Below are 18,165 nucleotides of genomic sequence, written 5' to 3' on the forward strand. Positions count from 1 at the left end.
AAAAAACTTTTTGATTACAAAAACTAACTATTTGATAACTTTCTCTATCAAGCTATAATTATTTTAATAATCATGAGGTTGTGTCCTCCCCTTTGACATATAAAGATTAAACAATGGCAGCATTTAAAAAACTTATTTTTATACAACTGATGGCTTGGTTGATTCTTGTGACTGCTGGCTGTTATTTTATTAGCCAAAACTTTGATAGTGCCATCGGTAAAGCTCAAAAAAATGCGCAGGCGACCGTCGAGCAATATATTAAAAACCTATCTGCAACTGACCTCTCTGCTGATAACTTAAAAAATACACTTGCAAGCAGTGAAATCTTTTCACATTTTACTTTACGTGATTATCAAGGTGCGGAAGTATTTTCAGTTAATAATTCAGCGCAATTACCTGTTATTGCAGAACTTATTCAGTCAAACAATAACTCAGTACGCCCTCAGTATGCCACTAATGATAACGCCGATATAAAAGTTGAATTTAAAATCAACATCACTCATTTGAGTGAGCAGTTTCAAGCTGCTTTTTTTATAATTTTAATTATTAGCACCCTACTTGCTCTAATACCTATTGCATTAATGAAAACCATTGTTAAGCACATTAATGACAATATATGTACGGACGTTGCTGATGTCATTGATATTTATATAAACCAAAATCAACTAGGCGATGATTTTGCGACTAAAATTGATTCGCCAGAGTTAGCTAAGTTAGGAAAAAGTTTAATTCCTAGCTTTAATCGTTTATCGCACTTTTTAAAAAGTAAGAATGACAATATAAAAAATGCTGCACACACAATAAAACGTGAGGCCTACAAAGACGGTGTGACTGAGTTAGGTAATCGCAATATGTTTGTTGATTACTACGAAAAGAATATTGAAAACACCGAAGTAAGCACATTTGGCTCTTTAGCACTCGTTCGCTGTAGTGAGTTGCAGTCTATAAATCAAAGCCGCGGCTATCAAAAAGGCGATGAATACATTAAATCGGTGGCAGATATTATCGTAAGTATTAGTGGCACCTATTCCGGTAGCCAAGTGTTTAGGGTTAACAGTTCTGACTTTATAACCATTTTACCAAATACCCCGTTAAAAGAAGCTGAAAAATTTGGTGAAAACTTACAATCGCGCTTCACTCAATATATGCAAAACCAAGAGCTTAGTTCGGTTGCAAACACGGGTATTGTAGGGTACGAAAAATCAAAACCTTTAGGTGAGTTACTTTCTATCGTTGATAACGCAATGAGCATGGCGCAGTCTAAACAAGCTAATGCGTGGCATGTACAGCGCGATACTGATCTTGCCAATAACGTCAGTGCTGGGTTTGGTAACCAAAACTGGCGCAAGGTAATTAACGAAGTAATTGAGTCTAAAAGCGTCCATTTAGTGATCCAAAATATTATGCCTTTAGGCAAAAGCATTAAAGCCTATGCTGAAATTCAAGCCCGCTTCAAATCAGAAGAAAACCAAGCTTTGCCTACCGCTTCATTTTTAGCAATGGCTGAAAAGCTCGATATGGCGATAGAAATTGATAAGTTAATTATAGAGTCGTCTTTGGAAAGAATAAAATCGAGTAATTTATCTGAAAAGTATTTTGGCTTAAATATTACCCCTTCAAGCGCGCATAGCGACCAATTCATGATTTGGTTAGAGCGGCGCTTACTTAAAGATACCCATATTGCTTCTAAATTAATTTTTGAAGTGAGTGAATTTGGTCTTCAACAAAATATTAAAGCAAGCAAACGCTTCATTGACATGGTGCATCGAGTAGGTGCCAGAATAACGGTAGAACGCTTTGGTGTCGGGCTCACCTCATTTAAATTTTTCAGAGATTTAAAACCAGATTTTATTAAAATGGATGCAAGCTATACACGTGGTTTGGAAGACGATAAAAACAATCAGTACTTTATGCGTTTAATGGTCGACCTTGCCCATCGAATTGGCGTCAGTGTTTTTGCAGAGGGCGTTGAAAGCCAAGAAGAAAAACATATTGTAGAAACATTATGCCTTGATGGCGTTCAAGGTTATTACATTGAAAAGCCTAAAGACATCTAACCCATCCTAACTCAGATAAAAAAGAGCATTTATGCTCTTTTTTACGTTTTAAAGTGTGCTTTTGCTATTGTTCAGCCGTTAAAATGCAGACAGCTTTTTAATTGCAAAGCTCTTAGATTTTGGCCCTTTAGAATTAGCCCGTTATTTTACGTTGTTTATTTAACTGATAATCACTCAACGTGTTGTTAATCGCAGTAGAAAAAAGGATAATACACGGGATTTTATTAGCGTGAGGCACACATGACAGAATACGTCTTGTTATTAATTGGAACAGTGTTAGTTAACAACTTTGTATTAGTACAATTTTTAGGCCTTTGCCCGTTTATGGGTGTATCAGGAAAACTTGATACAGCCATAGGTATGTCTTTAGCAACTACCTTTGTGCTAACGCTTGCCTCTGTGACCAGTTATTTAGTAAACGAGTATATTTTATTACCACTAGATATCACCTACCTGAAAACAATGAGCTTTATTTTAGTTATTGCAGTGGTTGTTCAATTTACTGAAATGGTTGTTAGAAAAACCAGTCCAACGTTATACCGTCTACTGGGAATATTTTTACCTTTAATAACGACTAACTGTGCAGTACTCGGTGTTGCTTTATTAAATATCAAAGAAGATCACACCTTTTTACAATCTGCCGTTTATGGGTTTGGTGCCGCAGTGGGTTTTTCATTAGTATTGGTTTTATTTGCGGCATTGCGCGAACGTTTGGCCGCAGCAGATGTCCCCACTCCATTTAAAGGTGCCTCAATCGCAATGATAACGGCAGGTTTAATGTCAATGGCCTTTATGGGTTTTACTGGATTAGTGAAGTTTTAATATGACCTTGTTGTACGCTTTAATAGCGCTGGGTTTGCTGGCGTTAATTTTCGGATTAATTTTAGGATTTGCAGCTGTTCGCTTTCGCGTTGAAGGTAACCCTGTAGTGGAGCAAATCGATACCATTTTGCCACAAACACAATGTGGTCAATGCGGTTACCCTGGTTGTCGCCCTTATGCAGAAGCCATTGCCAATGGCGATGAAATTAACAAGTGCCCACCCGGTGGTGATGCCACAGTTAAGAAATTGGCCGATTTGATGGGTGTTGAGGCTAAACCCTTAGCCGGCGGCGAACAAGCCGAGCCAGTTAAAACAGTGGCTTACATTCGCGAAGACGAATGTATTGGCTGTACCAAATGTATTCAAGCCTGCCCTGTTGATGCCATTGTTGGTGCAACCCGTCAAATGCACACTGTTCTAATTGACGAATGCACAGGCTGCGACTTATGCGTTGAACCTTGTCCGGTCGATTGTATTGACATGCTACCTGTTGCACCAACAAAACAAACTTGGAAATGGCAACTAGACGCTATTCCTGTTACCCAAATAGATTAGAGGTTTGAGTGGAAAAGTTACTTGAACAAATAAAAAAAGGCACCGTTTGGGCATTTCCTGGCGGCGTACACCCTCCTCAGCAAAAGTCATTATCTAATAATGCGCCTATTGCGCGCCTTCCTTTGCCTGAAAAACTCGTTTTGCCTTTAAAGCAGCATATTGGCGCTAGCGGTAAATTAATTGTAGAAAAAAGCCAGCACGTATTAAAAGGTCAACCATTAACTAAGCCTTCTGCTAACTGGTCGGTACCTGTGCACGCACCGACTTCAGGCACTATTATTGATATAACGCCTATGCCATCAGCGCACCCTTCTGCCTTGCCTGAATTAAGCATTATTATTGAACCCGATGGCAACGATACCTGGTGTGAATTATCGCCTTTAGCAAACCCAGCCACTGCATCACACGATGAACTGGTTGATGTTATTCATAATGCGGGGATCTCTGGCATGGGAGGCGCAGGTTTTCCAACCTACGTTAAAGCAGATATTAAGCAGCCGATTGAGTTTTTAATCGTGAACGCGGTTGAGTGTGAACCTTACATCACGGCTGACGATACTTTAATGCGCGAACATGCCGCTGAAATAACCAAAGGTATTGAGCTCATGCAACAGCTGCTCAATCCTACCCTGTGTATTATTGGTATAGAAGACAATAAGCCCGAGGCTATCACAGCCATGACAGAAGCGGCGAAGCATAACGAGCATATTCTAATACAAACCGTGCCTACTGTTTACCCCTCTGGCGGTGAAAAACAGCTAATAAAACTGCTCACTAACCGTGAAGTACCTAATGGTGGCATTCCTGCTGATATCGGCATTTTAGTACATAACACCGGCACTTTATTTGCGATACAGCAAGCTGTATACGAAGGTAAACCGTTAATTGAACGTGTAGTTACCGTTACCGGCAATACCATACATAATCCAGGCAACGTATGGGCTTTACTAGGTACTGAAATTAAGCACTTACTTGATTGCCAAGGTTTTTCACCCGTACCACAACAGCGCGTCGTTATGGGCGGCCCTATGATGGGCTTTACCTTACCTACGGTTCGTATTGGCGTTGTTAAAACAACAAACTGTATACTTGCTCCAGATCATAAAGAATTAGCAGAGCCAGGCCCAGAAAAAGCCTGTATTCGTTGCAGTGCCTGTGCCGATGCCTGCCCTGCTTCATTGTTACCACAGCAGTTACAGTGGTTTGCTAAATCAAAAGAATACGACAAACTCCAAGAACATAACTTATTTGATTGTATTGAATGTGGCGCGTGTGCCTATGTTTGCCCAAGTGAAATACCACTCGTTCAGTACTACCGCGTTGCAAAAGTTGAGATTAAAGAGCAAATTGCCGAGAAGATAAAATCTGATCGCGCTAAAGAACGCTTTGATGCACGTAAAGCGCGTTTAGAGCAAGAGCAAGCTGAGCGAAAAAATCGCCATAAACGTAAACCTGCAGCTAAATCTACCGAAGAGCAGCAAAAAGTAGCCGATGCCCTTGCCCGCGTTAAAGATAAAACCAGCGATGGTGACAATAAATCAGCTGTAGCAGCGGCAATTGCGCGTGCTAAAGCTAAAAAGCAAGGTGGCGAACTTGAGCCAGATAACAGTGAAGTTGCAAAAGAGCGCGCAGCACGTAAAGAGCAAGCTCGCCTTTATAAAGAGCAAAAAGCACAAAGTAATGGTGATGACGAAGCTGTAGATGACAAAAAGTCAGCAGTTGCAGCCGCTATTGCCCGCGCTAAAGCCAAAAAGGCAGCACAAGCTAATGAGCAAACAGCAAGCGATGACACTGCAAGTGAATCACCCGTCGCTGCCGATGATAAAAAAGCTGCCGTCGCTGCCGCTATTGCTCGTGCTAAAGCCAAAAAGGCAGCACAAGCTAATGAGCAAACAGCAAGCGATGACACTGCAAGTGAATCACCCGTCGCTGCCGATGATAAAAAAGCCGCCGTCGCTGCCGCTATTGCCCGCGCTAAAGCCAAAAAGGCAGCGCAAGCTGCTGAGCAAACACCAAACGATGACATAGCAAGTGAATCACCTGTCGCTGCAGATGATAAAAAAGCTGCCGTGGCAGCCGCTATTGCCCGCGCTAAAGCTAAAAAAGCAGCGCAAGCTGCTGAGCAAACACCAAGCGATGACGCAATAAGTGAATCGCCTGTCGCCGCCGATGATAAAAAAGCTGCCGTGGCAGCCGCTATTGCCCGCGCTAAAGCCAAAAAAGCAGCGCAAGCTAATGAGCAAACACCAAGCGATGAAACTGCAAGTGAATCACCTGTCGCTACCGATGATAAAAAAGCTGCCGTCGCTGCGGCTATTGCCCGTGCTAAAGCCAAAAAAGCAGCGCAGGCTGATGAATTAGCAAAACAAAGTGAAAACACTGAGCCACAAATCAACGATGAATCTTCAGAAGGTTCACAGCAAACAGCTCAAGAAAAAAAGAAAGCCGCCGTAGCCGCCGCTATTGCTCGCGCTAAAGCTAAAAAGCAACAAAAAGAAGGAAACGATCAGTCATGAAACTAACCATGGCCAGTTCACCCCACAATCATAGTCACAAATCTGTGACACGGTTAATGTTAACTGTAATTGCGGCTTGTATTCCTGGTGTTATTGCGCAAGTTGTATTTTTTGGCACCGGTGTCCTTATCCAATTATTATTGGCGTTAGTGTGTGTAAGCGCGTTTGAAGCAGCCGTGATGTTAATGCGTAAGCGCCCTATTTGGCCTGCATTAAGCGATGGCAGTGCATGGCTTACCGGTGTGTTATTGGCAATAAGTATTCCGCCTTTAGCGCCTTGGTGGATTATTGTTATAGGGTGTTTGTTTGCCATAGTTATTGTTAAACAGCTATATGGTGGTTTAGGGTTTAATTTATTTAACCCTGCAATGGCAGCCTATGTGCTTTTATTAGTGTCGTTCCCTGTGCAAATGACTGCTTGGTTACCCGTTACAGAATTACTTAATACGGGTATTACTTTTAGCCAGCAGTTAAGCTTAATCTTTAGCGACTTTACCACGTTAGGATACAGCTTAGATCAGCTCCGAGTAGGAATAGACGGCAGCACAATGGCTACCCCACTTGATACCTTAAAAACAGATATTGCTCACGGACTAACGGTGACAGAGAGCATGCAAAAGAGCGTATTTAATGAGTGGACTGGCCTAGGTTGGGGATGGGTTAACTTAGCCTTCTTACTCGGCGGCCTTTACCTGTTAAAAACAAAAGTAATTAACTGGCATATACCAGTGAGTTTTATTGCAAGCTTAAGCTTATGCGCAGCAATTGGTTATATTGCCTCGCCAGGTACAGAGCCGGGTGTAGTGTTTCACTTGTTTAGTGGTGCGACTATGCTGGGGGCCTTTTTTATCGCCACCGATCCTGTATCAGCTGCAACCACCAATCGAGGTCGCCTTATTTATGGTGCAGCAATTGGTTTAATTGTGTATTTAATTCGCACCTTTGGTGGTTTTCCTGATGCAGTTGCATTTGGGGTGTTGCTAATAAACATAGCGGTACCGCTTATCGATTACTATACACAACCCAGAACCTATGGCCATGGAGCAGTAAAATGATTATTTCTTCAATGGTAAAAAATGGCGCAATATTGTGTGGGTTTGCATTACTAACAACGGGACTCGTTGCCACAATTAATACACTTACCGCTGATAAAATTGCAGAGCAAGAGCAATTACAATTAACTAATCAGCTTCAAGAAGTATTGCCGCATTCTAAATACAGCAATGAGCTATCGCAAGATTGTGTAATTATATCTGATCCATTACTAGGGCCATACGACAACCAAGTTATTTATCGTGCCCGAAAAGATAACGAACCTGTGGCATTAGTCATTCGTCATGTCACCCCTAGTGGCTACAGTGGTGATATAAACTTACTCAGTGCAGTATATCGCGATGGTACCATTGCGGGTGTAAGGGTAACCAAACATGAAGAAACGCCAGGTTTAGGTGATAAAGTTGAAATAAAAAAATCAGACTGGATCACCACATTTAATACAAAAACAGTACAAAGCGAAAGTGACGATCGTTGGGCCGTTAAAAAAGACGGCGGCCAGTTTGACCAGTTTACTGGCGCTACAATTACACCTCGTGCCGTCGTAGGCTCAGTCAAAAACGCGGTACTTTATGCACAAGATAACTTTGATGCTCTGTTCACAGCAGCAAACGCATGCCCAGAGGTAACGCCATGAGCGAATTAAAAACCCTTTACAAAGAAGGCTTATGGGGAAATAACCCCGCCTTGGTACAGTTATTAGGTTTATGCCCTTTACTCGCTGTTACCTCTACAATTACTAATGCGCTAGGTTTAGGCTTAGCAACCTTATTGGTATTAGTAGGCTCTAATATTACTGTATCAATAGTGCGTAACTGGGTACCTAAAGATATTAGAATACCTGTATTTGTAATGATCATTGCCGGTTTTGTAACAATTGTGCAGCTGTTAATGAACGCTTACACTTTTGGCCTTTACCAATCTTTAGGGATTTTCATTCCGTTAATTGTAACCAACTGCGCCATTATTGGCCGTGCTGAAGCATTTGCCTCAAAAAATCCAGTGCACTTATCCGCCTTTGATGGCTTAATGATGGGCTTAGGCTTTATGTTAGTACTAGTTGTACTTGGCGCTATGCGAGAGCTGGTTGGACAAGGCACATTATTTGATGGTGCCGATTTATTACTCGGGCCTTGGGCTGCTATATTGCGCATTGAAGTATTTAGCTTTGATAGCCAGTTTTTATTGGCCATTTTACCACCGGGCGCATTCTTAGGGCTTGGGCTGCTGATCGCCGCTAAAAACGTAATTGATGCACAAATAAAATCAAAACAAGTCGCACCGCCAGAAGCTGAAAAAGGCCCTAGAGCGCGTGTAACTAGCTTAACTTAAGGGGAAAGCGCATTAACTTAATAAAAGCTAATGCGTTTTAAGTTACATGAATAAAGAAAAACGTCACCAAATACTTACTCGCTTACGCGACGACAATCCACATCCTGAAACGGAGCTTGAATATTCAAGCCCGTTTGAGTTATTAGTTGCCGTTACGCTCTCAGCACAAGCAACCGATGTTGGGGTAAATAAAGCCACTCGTAAATTATTTCCGGTTGCTAATACACCACAAGCCATTTTAGATATTGGCCACGACACACTGCGTGATTACATAAAAACCATCGGCTTATTTAATTCAAAAGCAGCCAATGTATATAAAATGTGCCAAATATTGGTAGATCAGCATAACGGTGAAGTGCCAGAAAATCGTGAAGCCCTAGAAGCCCTCCCTGGCGTTGGCCGTAAAACTGCTAACGTAGTATTAAATACGGCCTTCGGCTGGCCGACAATCGCTGTAGATACGCACATATTCCGTGTATCAAACCGTACTAAACTTGCCATGGGTAAAGACGTTGTAGCGGTTGAGCAAAAGCTCGAAAAAGTGATCCCCAAAGAATTTAAAGTAGATGTACATCACTGGCTCATTTTACATGGGCGCTATACCTGTGTTGCCCGAAAACCTAAATGCGGCAGCTGTATAATTGAAGATTTGTGTGAGTTTAAAGAAAAGACTGAGTAGGCTTTGAGTGCTTTGAGCCTATTGCAGTCATTAAGTTTGGTAAAACCTATATCATATTTAGGGTGATTTAAAACAAGATTCGTTGCTTGTTTGTGCGGCTGGTTTAAGCTCATAGCGGACGTTAGCTTTCAAGCAATTAACGTTAAGATTTAACCTATTACAGTCATTTTCACTGGGGATTTATAATTTTTTCAATCAAAAAGTCTAAGAAGGCACGTAAAGCAGGTTTAGGGTATTTACTGCCATGATAAACCGCATATATATCGCCACTTGAGCCTTCATGTAAGGAAGGCTTCCAATCAGCTAAACAAGTAATCAGCTTATTATCTGCAATTAGCTCAGTCATCATCCAGTTGGACATCTGCACAATGCCCCCATCATTAATTGCCGCTTCCAAAAGCGGAGTACCACCTTTCGAACTTAAGTTACCGTGAACGGGAATTTTTACTTGTTTCTTATTTTTGGTAAAGAACCAATAGGTACGTTGTCTATCATTATCAAGTAGCAGGCAATTAAAATTTAATAAATCTTCTGGTTTTTTAGGTTCACCATGTTTTTTTAGGTAGCTAGGGGATGCACAGACTAACGTTTCATTAGGAAGTAACATGCGAGCATGTAAGGATGAATCCGTAGGTCTGCCAATGCGAATACCAATATCAATGTTTTCACTATTTAAGTCGACCATCTGATTATCTAAATCCATTACAACACTAACTTTAGGGTAGCGAGATAAGAACTCAGGCAAGATGGGGGAAATACAAATACGACCAAAACTTTCAAATACAGATATTTTTAATTTACCTTCAGGCTCCAAATTAATCTGTTGCATTGATGATATTAATTCATCTGCTTCACTAACGAGTTTAAGTCCCCCTTCTAAGAACTGTTGACCATCTTCAGTTAGTAACAGCTTACGTGTGCTGCGCTTAAATAGTGTCACATTAAGCTCTTTCTCTAAGTTATCAATATTACGTGCAACCGAAGAAGGAGCCATCCCTAAAACTTCCCCTGTCTTTGAGAAGCTGCCAGTATCAACTGTTTTTATAAATATGCGGATTAAATCTAACACAAGTAACCTTTGCGTAAAACGCAAAACTAATTCAGTTATTGTGGTTATTCTAATTAAATATGGAGTTATATACAATGGTTTCATTAATTCATAACCCCAAATAAGGCAATAAAAATGCAAGATAGAATTAGAATTGACCAATTAGAGCCAAGCTCGTACCAACCTATGTTCGGCTTAGAAAATTACTTAGGCAAAACAGATATAGAGCCTTCATTAAAAGAGTTGATTAAATTAAAAGCCTCAATAATCAATAAATGTGCTTATTGTATTCAGATGCATACAGCGCAAGCTCGACAACAAGGTGAAACAGAACAACGCCTATATGCATTACCTGCTTGGCAAGAATCTCCATTGTTCAACGAGGTTGAGCGAGCGGTATTGAAATTAACTGAAGAAGTGACACAGATTTCTGTAGCGGGTGTAACGGATGAAACCTACGAGAAATGTATAGCGCTTTTAGGTGAAAAAAAGGTTGCTCAATGCATTATGCAAATCGTGACGATAAATGCTTGGAATCGTATTGCTTTATCAACGAAGTTGTATCACGAAGCTTAGTTATCAATTTATTTTCACAGGGATGTGTTCCTTTTTTAGAGAGAAGCCAATGAAAAATATTTTAGTTTTACTTGCTCACCCTTCGATAGAGACTTCAACTATTAATTCCGCTTTATTTAAGGAAGCTAACACGCAGGAGCAAGTGACAACAGTTAATTTATATGAAGAGTATCCCGACTTTACTATTGATATTGCTATTGAGCAAAAACGCTTAATTAAACATGATGTGATTATCTTTCTATTTCCTACGTTTTGGTACTCAACGCCTTCGTTATTAAAAGAGTGGCAAGACAAAGTGTTGGAGTATGGCTTCGCTTATGGCTCAACGGGAAATAAACTACATGGTAAGACCTTAATGTGCGTAACGAGTGCAGGTAGCCCCAAGTCTTCATATGAAAATAAAGAAACAAATGAGCTAATGATACGAAGCCTTCTCTTACCTTTGGAATTGATGGCAAAAGACACGGGAATGACGTTTATTGACCCGTTGGTATTGTATGGAGCAAGAACTGCGGTAATTGAAAATAGGCTACAGCCACATGTTGAAAGCTTTGTTGAGACGATTGAAACACTTAAAACAAAATTTCAAGTGAATAAAGAATGATTTATATAGACTTCATTGGCTATATCGCCTCACTTTTTATTATCTTGTCTTTAACAGTGACAGATGTAAAAAAATTTAGGTATATAAACTTACTGGGTTGTAGCACATTTTTAACCTATGGACTGATAACAAATGCATATCCTGTTATTGTTTTAAATGTATGCTGTATCATCATTAATCTTTTTAATATCAACAAACTCAGAAAACAAAACTGGAAGATATAAAATGGCAGATATTCAATTATATTCTTTAGGCTCACCTAATGGCATCAAAATCCCCATTGCACTCGAAGAGATGGGATTAGCTTATGATGTTCATACCATTGATATTTTGAAGGGTGAGCAACATAGCGATGAATTTAAAAAAATAAATCCGAATGAAAAAATTCCTGCGATAGTTGATTTAAAAGGTGCTGATGGCAAACCCCACTCAATTATGGAATCTGGTGCTATTTTACTTTACCTAGCGGATAAATCAGGCCAGCTCATTTCTCAAGAGCCGACACTTCGCAGTGAAACTATTCAATGGCTATTCTTTCAAGCGAGTGCAGTAGGCCCAATGTTCGGTGCTTTTGGTCACTTTCACACCTATGGTAAAGATAACTGCGATCATCCTTACCCTGAAGAAAGATTTGCAAACGAGACAAAACGCATATTAAAGATTCTAGATGAACGCCTACAAAAGCAAACTTATATGGTTGGTAAAGATTATAGTATTGCTGATATCGCTATTTTCCCTTGGGTTATTTGGTTAGATGTTTTTTATAAAGCTTCACAGCAATTGTCACTTGATTCATTTGTTAACGTAAACAAATGGCTTGAGCTATGCAGGAATAGGGAAGCAACGAAAAGAGGTTTTGATGTATATAATTTCTCTGAAATCGGTAATAGCTAAACACCTACCGCAAGTTCAATCAATGGAGCAGTAATGGGTAATCTTAGTAAACAATTAGACTTTATTGTTGAATTAGACCAGCTTAAACGTGTTTATCGACAATCAACAGTCAAGCCAGATAATAATAGGTTTGAAAATAGCGCAGAGCATAGTTGGCATATTTCATTAGCGGCTCAAATCCTTCAAGAATATACCGTTGAGTCCATCAATATTTCTCGTGTAGTAAGCATGCTACTCATTCATGATATTGTGGAAATAGATGCAGGTGATTTATTTGCTTTTGCCGAAGTTACTGCACTGAATGAGCAGCAGGAAAAAGAACTGTCAGCGGCAAAGCGGATATTTGGTTTATTACCCGAAAAGCAATACCAAACATACAAAAGCCTATGGCTTGAGTTCGAAAATGCTAAAACCAGTGATGCAAAATTTGCTAAAGCAATAGATTGTCTCTTACCCCTAATTCAAAATATGAACAATGAGGGAGGGAGCTGGGTGAATCATAAGATCAAAAAGTCACAGGTTCTTTTACGAAACAAGCATCTTGAAGATTTTGCACCTCAATTATGGGGTTATGTCTGTCAACAAATTGACTTAGCTATAAAGCAAGGCTGGTTAATAAATGATATCTAAAATGAAGCCTCTATGACCGCTTTGTGGCTTAGTTGTCTATCAATATGAAGGTAGGTCAACGTTCATTGAATACTAAAAGCAGCTCAAAAAGTCATTATTGCTAATGACCGTTTTGTCGGAATAGCAGTCAAAAGCGTCGACTGAATTATTAGACTATGACACAAAAACATCTACCATAATTATACTTTGGCTGGCCGACAATCGATGTCGACACGCATATTTTCCGTGTATCTAACCGTACCAAACTTGCCATGGGTTAAGACGTGGTTACGGTTGAGCAAAAACTTGAAAAGGTTGTACCAAAAGAATTTAAAGTAGATGTACATCACTGGCTCATTTTACATGGGCGCTATACTTGCGTGGCACGTAAACCAAAATGTGGCAGCTGTATTATTGAAGACTTGTGTGAGTTTAAAGATAAGACTGAATGACTATAAATAATTTTGAGTGAAACCCTTTCACCCACTATATTTGTGTGTTTTTTTATAATTTTAAAAAAACGGTCAAGTCAGCCTTCTCTGCTTATAATCTGTTGATATGCATATTTACACAAAGCGTAGCAAAATTATCAAATTGAATAAGGTCGCTATGTATTCAGTGAAATATTGAAGTAGTTAGCAGAGTTTATTTTAAGTGTATATCACAGCTAGGATTCACAAAAAGTACAATTGGAGTTTCAATTAAATATGTGCTTGAAAACTGTAAATATTCTTTATCGCTTTTTGATAAACTCTCATAATTATAATTATCAAACATAGAAAACTTAACCCTTCCTTTTTTAACAAGCTCTACCCCCTGCTTAATGCTCTCAACGAAAGTGACTTTTAAGTTAGCGTTTGTAAATTGTTTTACAAACGCAGATTTGTAAGTTGAACGCAATAAAGCAACACTTGCTCCACTCATTTCTTCTAACCTCTTCCAAGTGAAATCTTCTTTTTCTCTTTTTTTTATAAGGCCAATTTTTACTAAATTTACCGAAAGTTCAATTATCTCAAAAGAACTAATATGAGTTACTGGATAAAAGCTTAAACACCAATCACCATCGCTTATTCGCTTTAACGCTCTCTTTGGTGGTAAAAACTCTGGTGTGAATTTTTGATTTGGAAATGCTTTGGCTAAAAAATAAAATGACAAACCATAGTTATTTTTTTTAATAGTAGTAAAAGGAGGATACTCAACAGCTAAAACGTCTTGCCCTAAAAGCGGGAAGGAAAATATCACCGATGTTAAAGTTATTGCTGAAATGAATTTCACGAAATTTGAATCCCGTATTTACTATGCTAAGTAATTACAAAAGGATAGTTCTATTTCTAGTTTAAAACAATTTACAGATTAATTAAGCGCTTCAATTAGTAGCGTGATGTGGTCGAGCAACGTCTAAAAATAGCTAAACTCAAAGTGCAATACAACCTCAAGCTATTAAACATACACTCTAATATATATTTTATAACCTTCAGGTTTCGACAATCGCTGTAGATACGCATATTCTTCGTGTTTCTAATCGTACCAAGCTTGCTACTGGTAAGAACGATGTTGCGGTCGAAAAAAACTCGAAAAAGTGATCCCCAAAGAATTCAAAGTCGATGTTCACCACTGGCTCATTTTACATGGTCGCTATACCTGTGTTGCCCAAAAACCTAAATGCGGCAGCTGTATTATTGAGGGCTTGTGTGAGTTTAAAGATAAAACTGAGTAGCCATCTGACGAGTGTTCCTCTGCTAATGCATTCTATTTCTTAATGTAGGTGCCAAACTTTGGCACCTTGCACTTTTCTATACTACAAATTTATTAAATAAACGCTTATACCTGCCCCCTTGCGAAAAGCAATTATTAGAACATTTTCAAAGTATTAATTTCACAAGTCTCACTCCTTTAGTTATGCTATTGAGCATTATAAAATTATAGTGCGAACCCTCTATGTTACCGTTACTTCGTATATTACTAATTGAGCAAGACCCTACCACCTTAAACGAGCTTTCAACGAATTTGTCAAAAACAATTGCTAATTTTGAGCGAAGCGATATTCATATTGATATTATTGAACGCCTTGAACTTAAAGAAGCGCTTGAGTGTGTAGAAGAAGATGGCGATATTCAAGCTGTTGTACTTAGTTGGGATGTGCAAAATAAAGTAGGCGAGAAAATGTATAGCCGCTTTATCGAGCAACTAAAGAGGATCCGCCTTGAGTTACCCGTTTATGTTATTGGCGATGATACAAAAGGGCTAGAAATCGTTAATGAGTCGGAGGAGATTGAGTCATTCTTCTTTAAAGATGAAGTAATCTCAGACCCTGAAGCAATTTTAGGTTATATGATCAACGATTTCGATGACCGCTCAGAAACCCCATTTTGGACGGCATATCGCCGATATGTTGGTGAGTCGAATGATTCATGGCACACTCCAGGTCACAGTGGCGGTTCTAGCTTTAGAAATTCTCCTTATATTAAAGATTTTTATCAGTTTTATGGCCGCAATGTCTTCGTTGGCGACTTGTCGGTTTCTGTTGATTCGTTAGGATCATTATCAGATAGCACTAATACCATTGGCCGTGCCCAAGAGTCAGCTGCCGCTACGTTTGAGGTGAAGCACACTTACTTCGTCACTAATGGGTCATCCACTTCAAATAAAATCATCTTGCAGACACTGCTTCGCAAGGGCGATAAAGTGATTATTGACCGTAATTGCCATAAATCTGTGCACTACGGCATTTTGCAATCAGCCAGTTTACCCATTTATTTGTCGAGTATTTTAAATCCTAAATATGGGATTTTTGCGCCACCGTCATTGGCTGATATAAAACAAGCAATAGAACAAAATACCGATGCAAAATTACTGGTTCTTACCGGTTGTACTTACGATGGTCTGCTAAGCGACCTCAAACAGGTAGTAGAATTTGCTCATCAGCATGGTATTAAGGTGTTTATCGACGAAGCGTGGTTTGCTTACTCGCTGTTTCATCCAAGCTTACGTTACTATTCCGCCATTCATGCTGGCGCTGATTATGTTACTCATTCAGCGCATAAAGTGGTATCGGCGTTTTCTCAGGCGTCTTATATTCATGTTAACGATCCTGATTTCGATGCTGATTTCTTTCGCGAGATTTACAGTATTTATGCCAGTACATCGCCGAAATATCAGCTTATCGCGTCGCTTGATGTGTGCCAAAAGCAATTGGAGATGGAAGGCTATAAGTTACTCAATGCTTTGTTGAACCATGTGGAAGAATTTAAACAACAGATGGCTTCACTCAAACAAATTAAAGTGCTTGGTAAACAAGATTTTATGGAAATATTCCCGCATTTTAGTGATGATAACATGGGCCACGACCCGCTAAAAATTCTTATCGACATTAGCGAATTACCCTATTCATTAAAAGATATTCATAAGTATCTGCTGGATGAAATTGGCTTAGAAATAGAAAAATACACCCACAGTACTATTTTGGTGTTACTGACTCTTGGCGGCACGCGCTCGAAGATCATTCGCTTATACAATGCGTTGAAAAAACTCGATAGTGGCAAGGTAAAACTAGCCACATCGACACGACGTTCTCGCTTACCGGAGAATTTACCAGCTATAGACTTAGCCTGTATTCCAAGCGAAGCTTTTTATGGCGAGCGCGAATCGGTACCTATTAGCAAAAGTAACAACCGCATTTGCGCCGGTTTAGTTACGCCCTACCCGCCAGGCATTCCGCTTTTGGTTCCGGGGCAACATATTACACAAGAGCATATAGACTATCTAAAGGAGCTTGCAGGACAAGGGTTAACGATTCAGGGCAGTTTTGATGGCGAAATATATGTTCTTAAAGGTAAAGTTGAGAAGTAAAAATATCGCGTAATACAGTTTTATGATTAGGAATTGCTTATAATCGTACTTTACAGATTTCAAAGAATAAATTGAGGTAAATTTAAATGCGTTTACTACATACTATGTTACGGGTTGCTGATCTAGATAAATCAATTGCCTTTTACACTAATGTGCTAGGTATGAAAGAGTTACGTCGTGCTGATAATGAAGAGTATCGCTATACCCTTGCCTTCGTCGGCTACGGTGATGAAACTGATACAACAGTACTTGAACTGACCTATAACTGGGATACTGACAGCTACGATTTAGGTAATGCCTATGGCCATATAGCGATTGAATTTGATGATATTTATAAGGCCTGTGAGGATATCAAAGCAGCTGGCGGTAACGTTAGTCGTGAACCAGGTCCAGTAAAAGGTGGCAAAACGGAAATTGCATTTGTTAAAGACCCTGATGGATATGCAATTGAACTTATTCAGAAAAAATCATAAATAATCACGGGTAGTATTTTACCCATAAAAAAAGGTGCCTTGAGCACCTTTATCGTAATTGACTATCTTTACTGCCACGGCGATTAAACGCGTTAGCATTACTTGGTAGCCCTTCTAATTCCGCTTGGCATGAAATGCAGTAGCGCACGCCTGGTAATGCTAACCTTCTTGCTTGTGGTATTCTCTCGTCACACTCATCACAAAGCTCAGCGCTCGCTCCTGAAATTAGGTTACTTCTTGCGTATTGCACTGCATCATTAACACTTGCATCTATTTGATCTTGAATTGCGCCATCTCGCGCCCATCCACTTGCCATAAATCCTCCTCATTCTTTGGAAGTTTTATGTAGATTAACAAGTAGAATATTTATAAGCCCTGAATAAAAAACACAGATACTTTTAATTAAGTCTTTTGAGGTTGAACAATACTTGAGTGAATATCGTGACTCTAGGCTTTGATAAACCTAAATATTTAATTTAGAGAGGTATTTTATAGACGAACGTAAGAAGTGCTTGAACAGAAAATTTTTTATCTTAATAACACATACCTACTTTAGAAAAAGTAAGTGGCGTCCCCAAGGGGATTCGAACCCCTGTTACCGCCGTGAAAGGGCGGTGTCCTAGGCCTCTAGACGATGGGGACGCAGAAATTGGTTTGCAAATCACTGATTTGCTATTTCTGCGTAAGATGAGCCGAGCCTGTGAGGCGAATGGCATTATCTTCTCAGAAATATTTTCTGTGTCACTAGGACAACTGAATGGTTTAACTCGTTTCAGGCGAGTTGCTTAATAACACTGCACTTCCCTATTAAAAATAAGTAAGTGGCGTCCCCAAGGGGATTCGAACCCCTGTTACCGCCGTGAAAGGGCGGTGTCCTAGGCCTCTAGACGATGGGGACACTAAAAAGTGTCACTAGGACAACTGAAAGTTTAGACTCGATTCAGACGAGCTTTAATAACACTACCCTACTGTATAATAGTAAGTGGCGTCCCCAAGGGGATTCGAACCCCTGTTACCGCCGTGAAAGGGCGGTGTCCTAGGCCTCTAGACGATGGGGACACTAAAAAGTGTCACTAGGACAACTGAAAGTTTAGACT

At 39.7% G+C, this 18,165-nt stretch carries 18 protein-coding genes, 3 tRNA genes and 2 pseudogenes; 17 read left to right on the forward strand and 6 right to left on the reverse strand.

Annotated elements, in window-relative coordinates:
* Nucleotides 1–113 precede the first annotated feature (113 nt).
* The 8 genes from AC0VZ5_RS09940 (at nucleotide 114) to nth (ending at nucleotide 9,015) form a co-directional block, all read left to right on the forward strand.
* A complete protein-coding gene (locus tag AC0VZ5_RS09940; protein WP_475472654.1) occupies nucleotides 114–2,057 on the forward strand; it encodes a bifunctional diguanylate cyclase/phosphodiesterase in 1,944 nt (647 codons plus the stop codon).
* Nucleotides 2,058–2,297: 240 nt separating this feature from the next.
* The gene (gene rsxA / locus AC0VZ5_RS09945; protein ID WP_008115244.1) at nucleotides 2,298–2,879 is read left to right on the forward strand and encodes an electron transport complex subunit RsxA; all 582 of its coding nucleotides are present in this window, start codon (nucleotides 2,298–2,300) and stop codon (nucleotides 2,877–2,879) included.
* A 1-nt stretch (nucleotide 2,880) separates the two neighbouring features.
* A complete protein-coding gene (rsxB, locus tag AC0VZ5_RS09950; RefSeq protein ID WP_008115242.1) occupies nucleotides 2,881–3,435 on the forward strand; it encodes an electron transport complex subunit RsxB in 555 nt (184 codons plus the stop codon).
* Nucleotides 3,436–3,443: 8 nt separating this feature from the next.
* Nucleotides 3,444–5,951, forward strand: a complete 2,508-nt coding sequence (rsxC, locus tag AC0VZ5_RS09955) for an electron transport complex subunit RsxC (RefSeq protein ID WP_475472656.1) — start codon at nucleotides 3,444–3,446, stop codon at nucleotides 5,949–5,951.
* On the forward strand, nucleotides 5,948–7,006 hold the full coding sequence (gene rsxD / locus AC0VZ5_RS09960; RefSeq protein ID WP_008115238.1) for an electron transport complex subunit RsxD: 1,059 nt from the start codon (nucleotides 5,948–5,950) through the stop codon (nucleotides 7,004–7,006). Before rsxC ends, rsxD begins: the two co-directional genes overlap by 4 nt.
* Nucleotides 7,003–7,641 carry an electron transport complex subunit RsxG gene (rsxG, locus tag AC0VZ5_RS09965; RefSeq protein ID WP_008115237.1) on the forward strand — a complete coding sequence of 213 codons (639 nt, stop codon included), beginning with the start codon at nucleotides 7,003–7,005 and terminating at the stop codon, nucleotides 7,639–7,641. The genes rsxD and rsxG overlap by 4 nt, the downstream gene beginning before the upstream one ends.
* Nucleotides 7,638–8,336: an electron transport complex subunit E gene (locus tag AC0VZ5_RS09970; RefSeq protein WP_010388435.1), complete on the forward strand. Its 699-nt coding sequence runs from the start codon at nucleotides 7,638–7,640 to the stop codon at nucleotides 8,334–8,336. The genes rsxG and AC0VZ5_RS09970 overlap by 4 nt, the downstream gene beginning before the upstream one ends.
* 46 nt (nucleotides 8,337–8,382) lie before the next feature.
* Entirely contained in the window at nucleotides 8,383–9,015 is a 633-nt protein-coding gene (gene nth / locus AC0VZ5_RS09975) for an endonuclease III (protein ID WP_055013367.1), read from the forward strand.
* A gap of 169 nt (nucleotides 9,016–9,184) precedes the next feature.
* Here nth and AC0VZ5_RS09980 read toward each other — a convergent pair whose 3' ends face one another.
* The gene (locus AC0VZ5_RS09980; RefSeq protein ID WP_475472659.1) at nucleotides 9,185–10,084 is read right to left on the reverse strand and encodes a LysR family transcriptional regulator; all 900 of its coding nucleotides are present in this window, start codon (nucleotides 10,082–10,084) and stop codon (nucleotides 9,185–9,187) included.
* A 114-nt stretch (nucleotides 10,085–10,198) separates the two neighbouring features.
* Between AC0VZ5_RS09980 and AC0VZ5_RS09985 the strand changes: the two genes are divergently transcribed.
* From AC0VZ5_RS09985 to AC0VZ5_RS10010, 6 genes and pseudogenes are all read left to right on the forward strand, one after another.
* Nucleotides 10,199–10,639, forward strand: a complete 441-nt coding sequence (locus AC0VZ5_RS09985; RefSeq protein ID WP_475472661.1) for a carboxymuconolactone decarboxylase family protein — start codon at nucleotides 10,199–10,201, stop codon at nucleotides 10,637–10,639.
* A 49-nt stretch (nucleotides 10,640–10,688) separates the two neighbouring features.
* Nucleotides 10,689–11,243, forward strand: coding sequence for an NAD(P)H-dependent oxidoreductase (locus AC0VZ5_RS09990; RefSeq protein WP_475472663.1), 555 nt, complete (start codon nucleotides 10,689–10,691; stop codon nucleotides 11,241–11,243).
* Entirely contained in the window at nucleotides 11,240–11,467 is a 228-nt protein-coding gene (locus AC0VZ5_RS09995; RefSeq protein WP_475472665.1) for a YgjV family protein, read from the forward strand. Before AC0VZ5_RS09990 ends, AC0VZ5_RS09995 begins: the two co-directional genes overlap by 4 nt.
* Nucleotide 11,468: 1 nt before the next feature.
* Nucleotides 11,469–12,137 carry a glutathione S-transferase N-terminal domain-containing protein gene (locus tag AC0VZ5_RS10000; protein ID WP_475472667.1) on the forward strand — a complete coding sequence of 223 codons (669 nt, stop codon included), beginning with the start codon at nucleotides 11,469–11,471 and terminating at the stop codon, nucleotides 12,135–12,137.
* A 33-nt stretch (nucleotides 12,138–12,170) separates the two neighbouring features.
* A complete protein-coding gene (locus AC0VZ5_RS10005; RefSeq protein ID WP_475472668.1) occupies nucleotides 12,171–12,767 on the forward strand; it encodes an HD domain-containing protein in 597 nt (198 codons plus the stop codon).
* 185 nt (nucleotides 12,768–12,952) lie between these two features.
* A pseudogene (locus AC0VZ5_RS10010) lies at nucleotides 12,953–13,198 on the forward strand (endonuclease III); the annotation flags it as partial.
* Between the two features lie 193 nt (nucleotides 13,199–13,391).
* On the opposite strand, the gene AC0VZ5_RS10015 reads toward AC0VZ5_RS10010, so the two are convergent.
* Complete coding sequence (locus AC0VZ5_RS10015; RefSeq protein WP_475472670.1) at nucleotides 13,392–14,021, reverse strand: type 2 periplasmic-binding domain-containing protein; 630 nt, start codon at nucleotides 14,019–14,021, stop codon at nucleotides 13,392–13,394.
* A 209-nt stretch (nucleotides 14,022–14,230) separates the two neighbouring features.
* Here AC0VZ5_RS10015 and AC0VZ5_RS10020 point away from each other — a divergent pair.
* From AC0VZ5_RS10020 to gloA, 3 genes and pseudogenes are all read left to right on the forward strand, one after another.
* Nucleotides 14,231–14,463: pseudogene (locus AC0VZ5_RS10020) on the forward strand (endonuclease III); the annotation flags it as partial.
* Nucleotides 14,464–14,684: 221 nt separating this feature from the next.
* A complete protein-coding gene (locus tag AC0VZ5_RS10025) occupies nucleotides 14,685–16,595 on the forward strand; it encodes an aminotransferase class V-fold PLP-dependent enzyme (RefSeq protein WP_475472672.1) in 1,911 nt (636 codons plus the stop codon).
* An 86-nt stretch (nucleotides 16,596–16,681) separates the two neighbouring features.
* On the forward strand, nucleotides 16,682–17,068 hold the full coding sequence (gene gloA, locus AC0VZ5_RS10030) for a lactoylglutathione lyase (RefSeq protein ID WP_138608757.1): 387 nt from the start codon (nucleotides 16,682–16,684) through the stop codon (nucleotides 17,066–17,068).
* 49 nt (nucleotides 17,069–17,117) lie between these two features.
* Here gloA and AC0VZ5_RS10035 read toward each other — a convergent pair whose 3' ends face one another.
* The 4 genes from AC0VZ5_RS10035 to AC0VZ5_RS10050 form a co-directional block, all read right to left on the reverse strand.
* Complete coding sequence (locus AC0VZ5_RS10035; RefSeq protein WP_055013360.1) at nucleotides 17,118–17,384, reverse strand: DksA/TraR family C4-type zinc finger protein; 267 nt, start codon at nucleotides 17,382–17,384, stop codon at nucleotides 17,118–17,120.
* A gap of 250 nt (nucleotides 17,385–17,634) precedes the next feature.
* A tRNA-Glu gene (locus tag AC0VZ5_RS10040) sits at nucleotides 17,635–17,710 on the reverse strand.
* A gap of 180 nt (nucleotides 17,711–17,890) precedes the next feature.
* Nucleotides 17,891–17,966 (reverse strand) — tRNA-Glu (locus AC0VZ5_RS10045).
* Nucleotides 17,967–18,051: 85 nt separating this feature from the next.
* Nucleotides 18,052–18,127 (reverse strand) — tRNA-Glu (locus tag AC0VZ5_RS10050).
* Nucleotides 18,128–18,165 lie beyond the last annotated feature (38 nt).

The organism is Pseudoalteromonas sp. QJM3NY_12 (genome assembly GCF_056173165.1).

Bases quoted from the DNA above. Each gene is read 5' to 3' on its own strand.
- AC0VZ5_RS09940 (WP_475472654.1), top strand. From the start codon at position 114: ATGGCAGCATTTAAAAAACTTATTTTTATACAACTGATGGCTTGGTTG.
- rsxA (WP_008115244.1), top strand. From the start codon at position 2,298: ATGACAGAATACGTCTTGTTATTAATTGGAACAGTGTTAGTTAACAAC.
- rsxB (WP_008115242.1), top strand. From the start codon at position 2,881: ATGACCTTGTTGTACGCTTTAATAGCGCTGGGTTTGCTGGCGTTAATT.
- rsxD (WP_008115238.1), top strand. From the start codon at position 5,948: ATGAAACTAACCATGGCCAGTTCACCCCACAATCATAGTCACAAATCT.
- rsxG (WP_008115237.1), top strand. From the start codon at position 7,003: ATGATTATTTCTTCAATGGTAAAAAATGGCGCAATATTGTGTGGGTTT.
- AC0VZ5_RS09970 (WP_010388435.1), top strand. From the start codon at position 7,638: ATGAGCGAATTAAAAACCCTTTACAAAGAAGGCTTATGGGGAAATAAC.
- nth (WP_055013367.1), top strand. From the start codon at position 8,383: ATGAATAAAGAAAAACGTCACCAAATACTTACTCGCTTACGCGACGAC.
- AC0VZ5_RS09985 (WP_475472661.1), top strand. From the start codon at position 10,199: ATGCAAGATAGAATTAGAATTGACCAATTAGAGCCAAGCTCGTACCAA.
- AC0VZ5_RS09990 (WP_475472663.1), top strand. From the start codon at position 10,689: ATGAAAAATATTTTAGTTTTACTTGCTCACCCTTCGATAGAGACTTCA.
- AC0VZ5_RS09995 (WP_475472665.1), top strand. From the start codon at position 11,240: ATGATTTATATAGACTTCATTGGCTATATCGCCTCACTTTTTATTATC.
- AC0VZ5_RS10000 (WP_475472667.1), top strand. From the start codon at position 11,469: ATGGCAGATATTCAATTATATTCTTTAGGCTCACCTAATGGCATCAAA.
- AC0VZ5_RS10005 (WP_475472668.1), top strand. From the start codon at position 12,171: ATGGGTAATCTTAGTAAACAATTAGACTTTATTGTTGAATTAGACCAG.
- AC0VZ5_RS10025 (WP_475472672.1), top strand. From the start codon at position 14,685: ATGTTACCGTTACTTCGTATATTACTAATTGAGCAAGACCCTACCACC.
- gloA (WP_138608757.1), top strand. From the start codon at position 16,682: ATGCGTTTACTACATACTATGTTACGGGTTGCTGATCTAGATAAATCA.
- AC0VZ5_RS10035 (WP_055013360.1), bottom strand. From the start codon at position 17,384: ATGGCAAGTGGATGGGCGCGAGATGGCGCAATTCAAGATCAAATAGAT.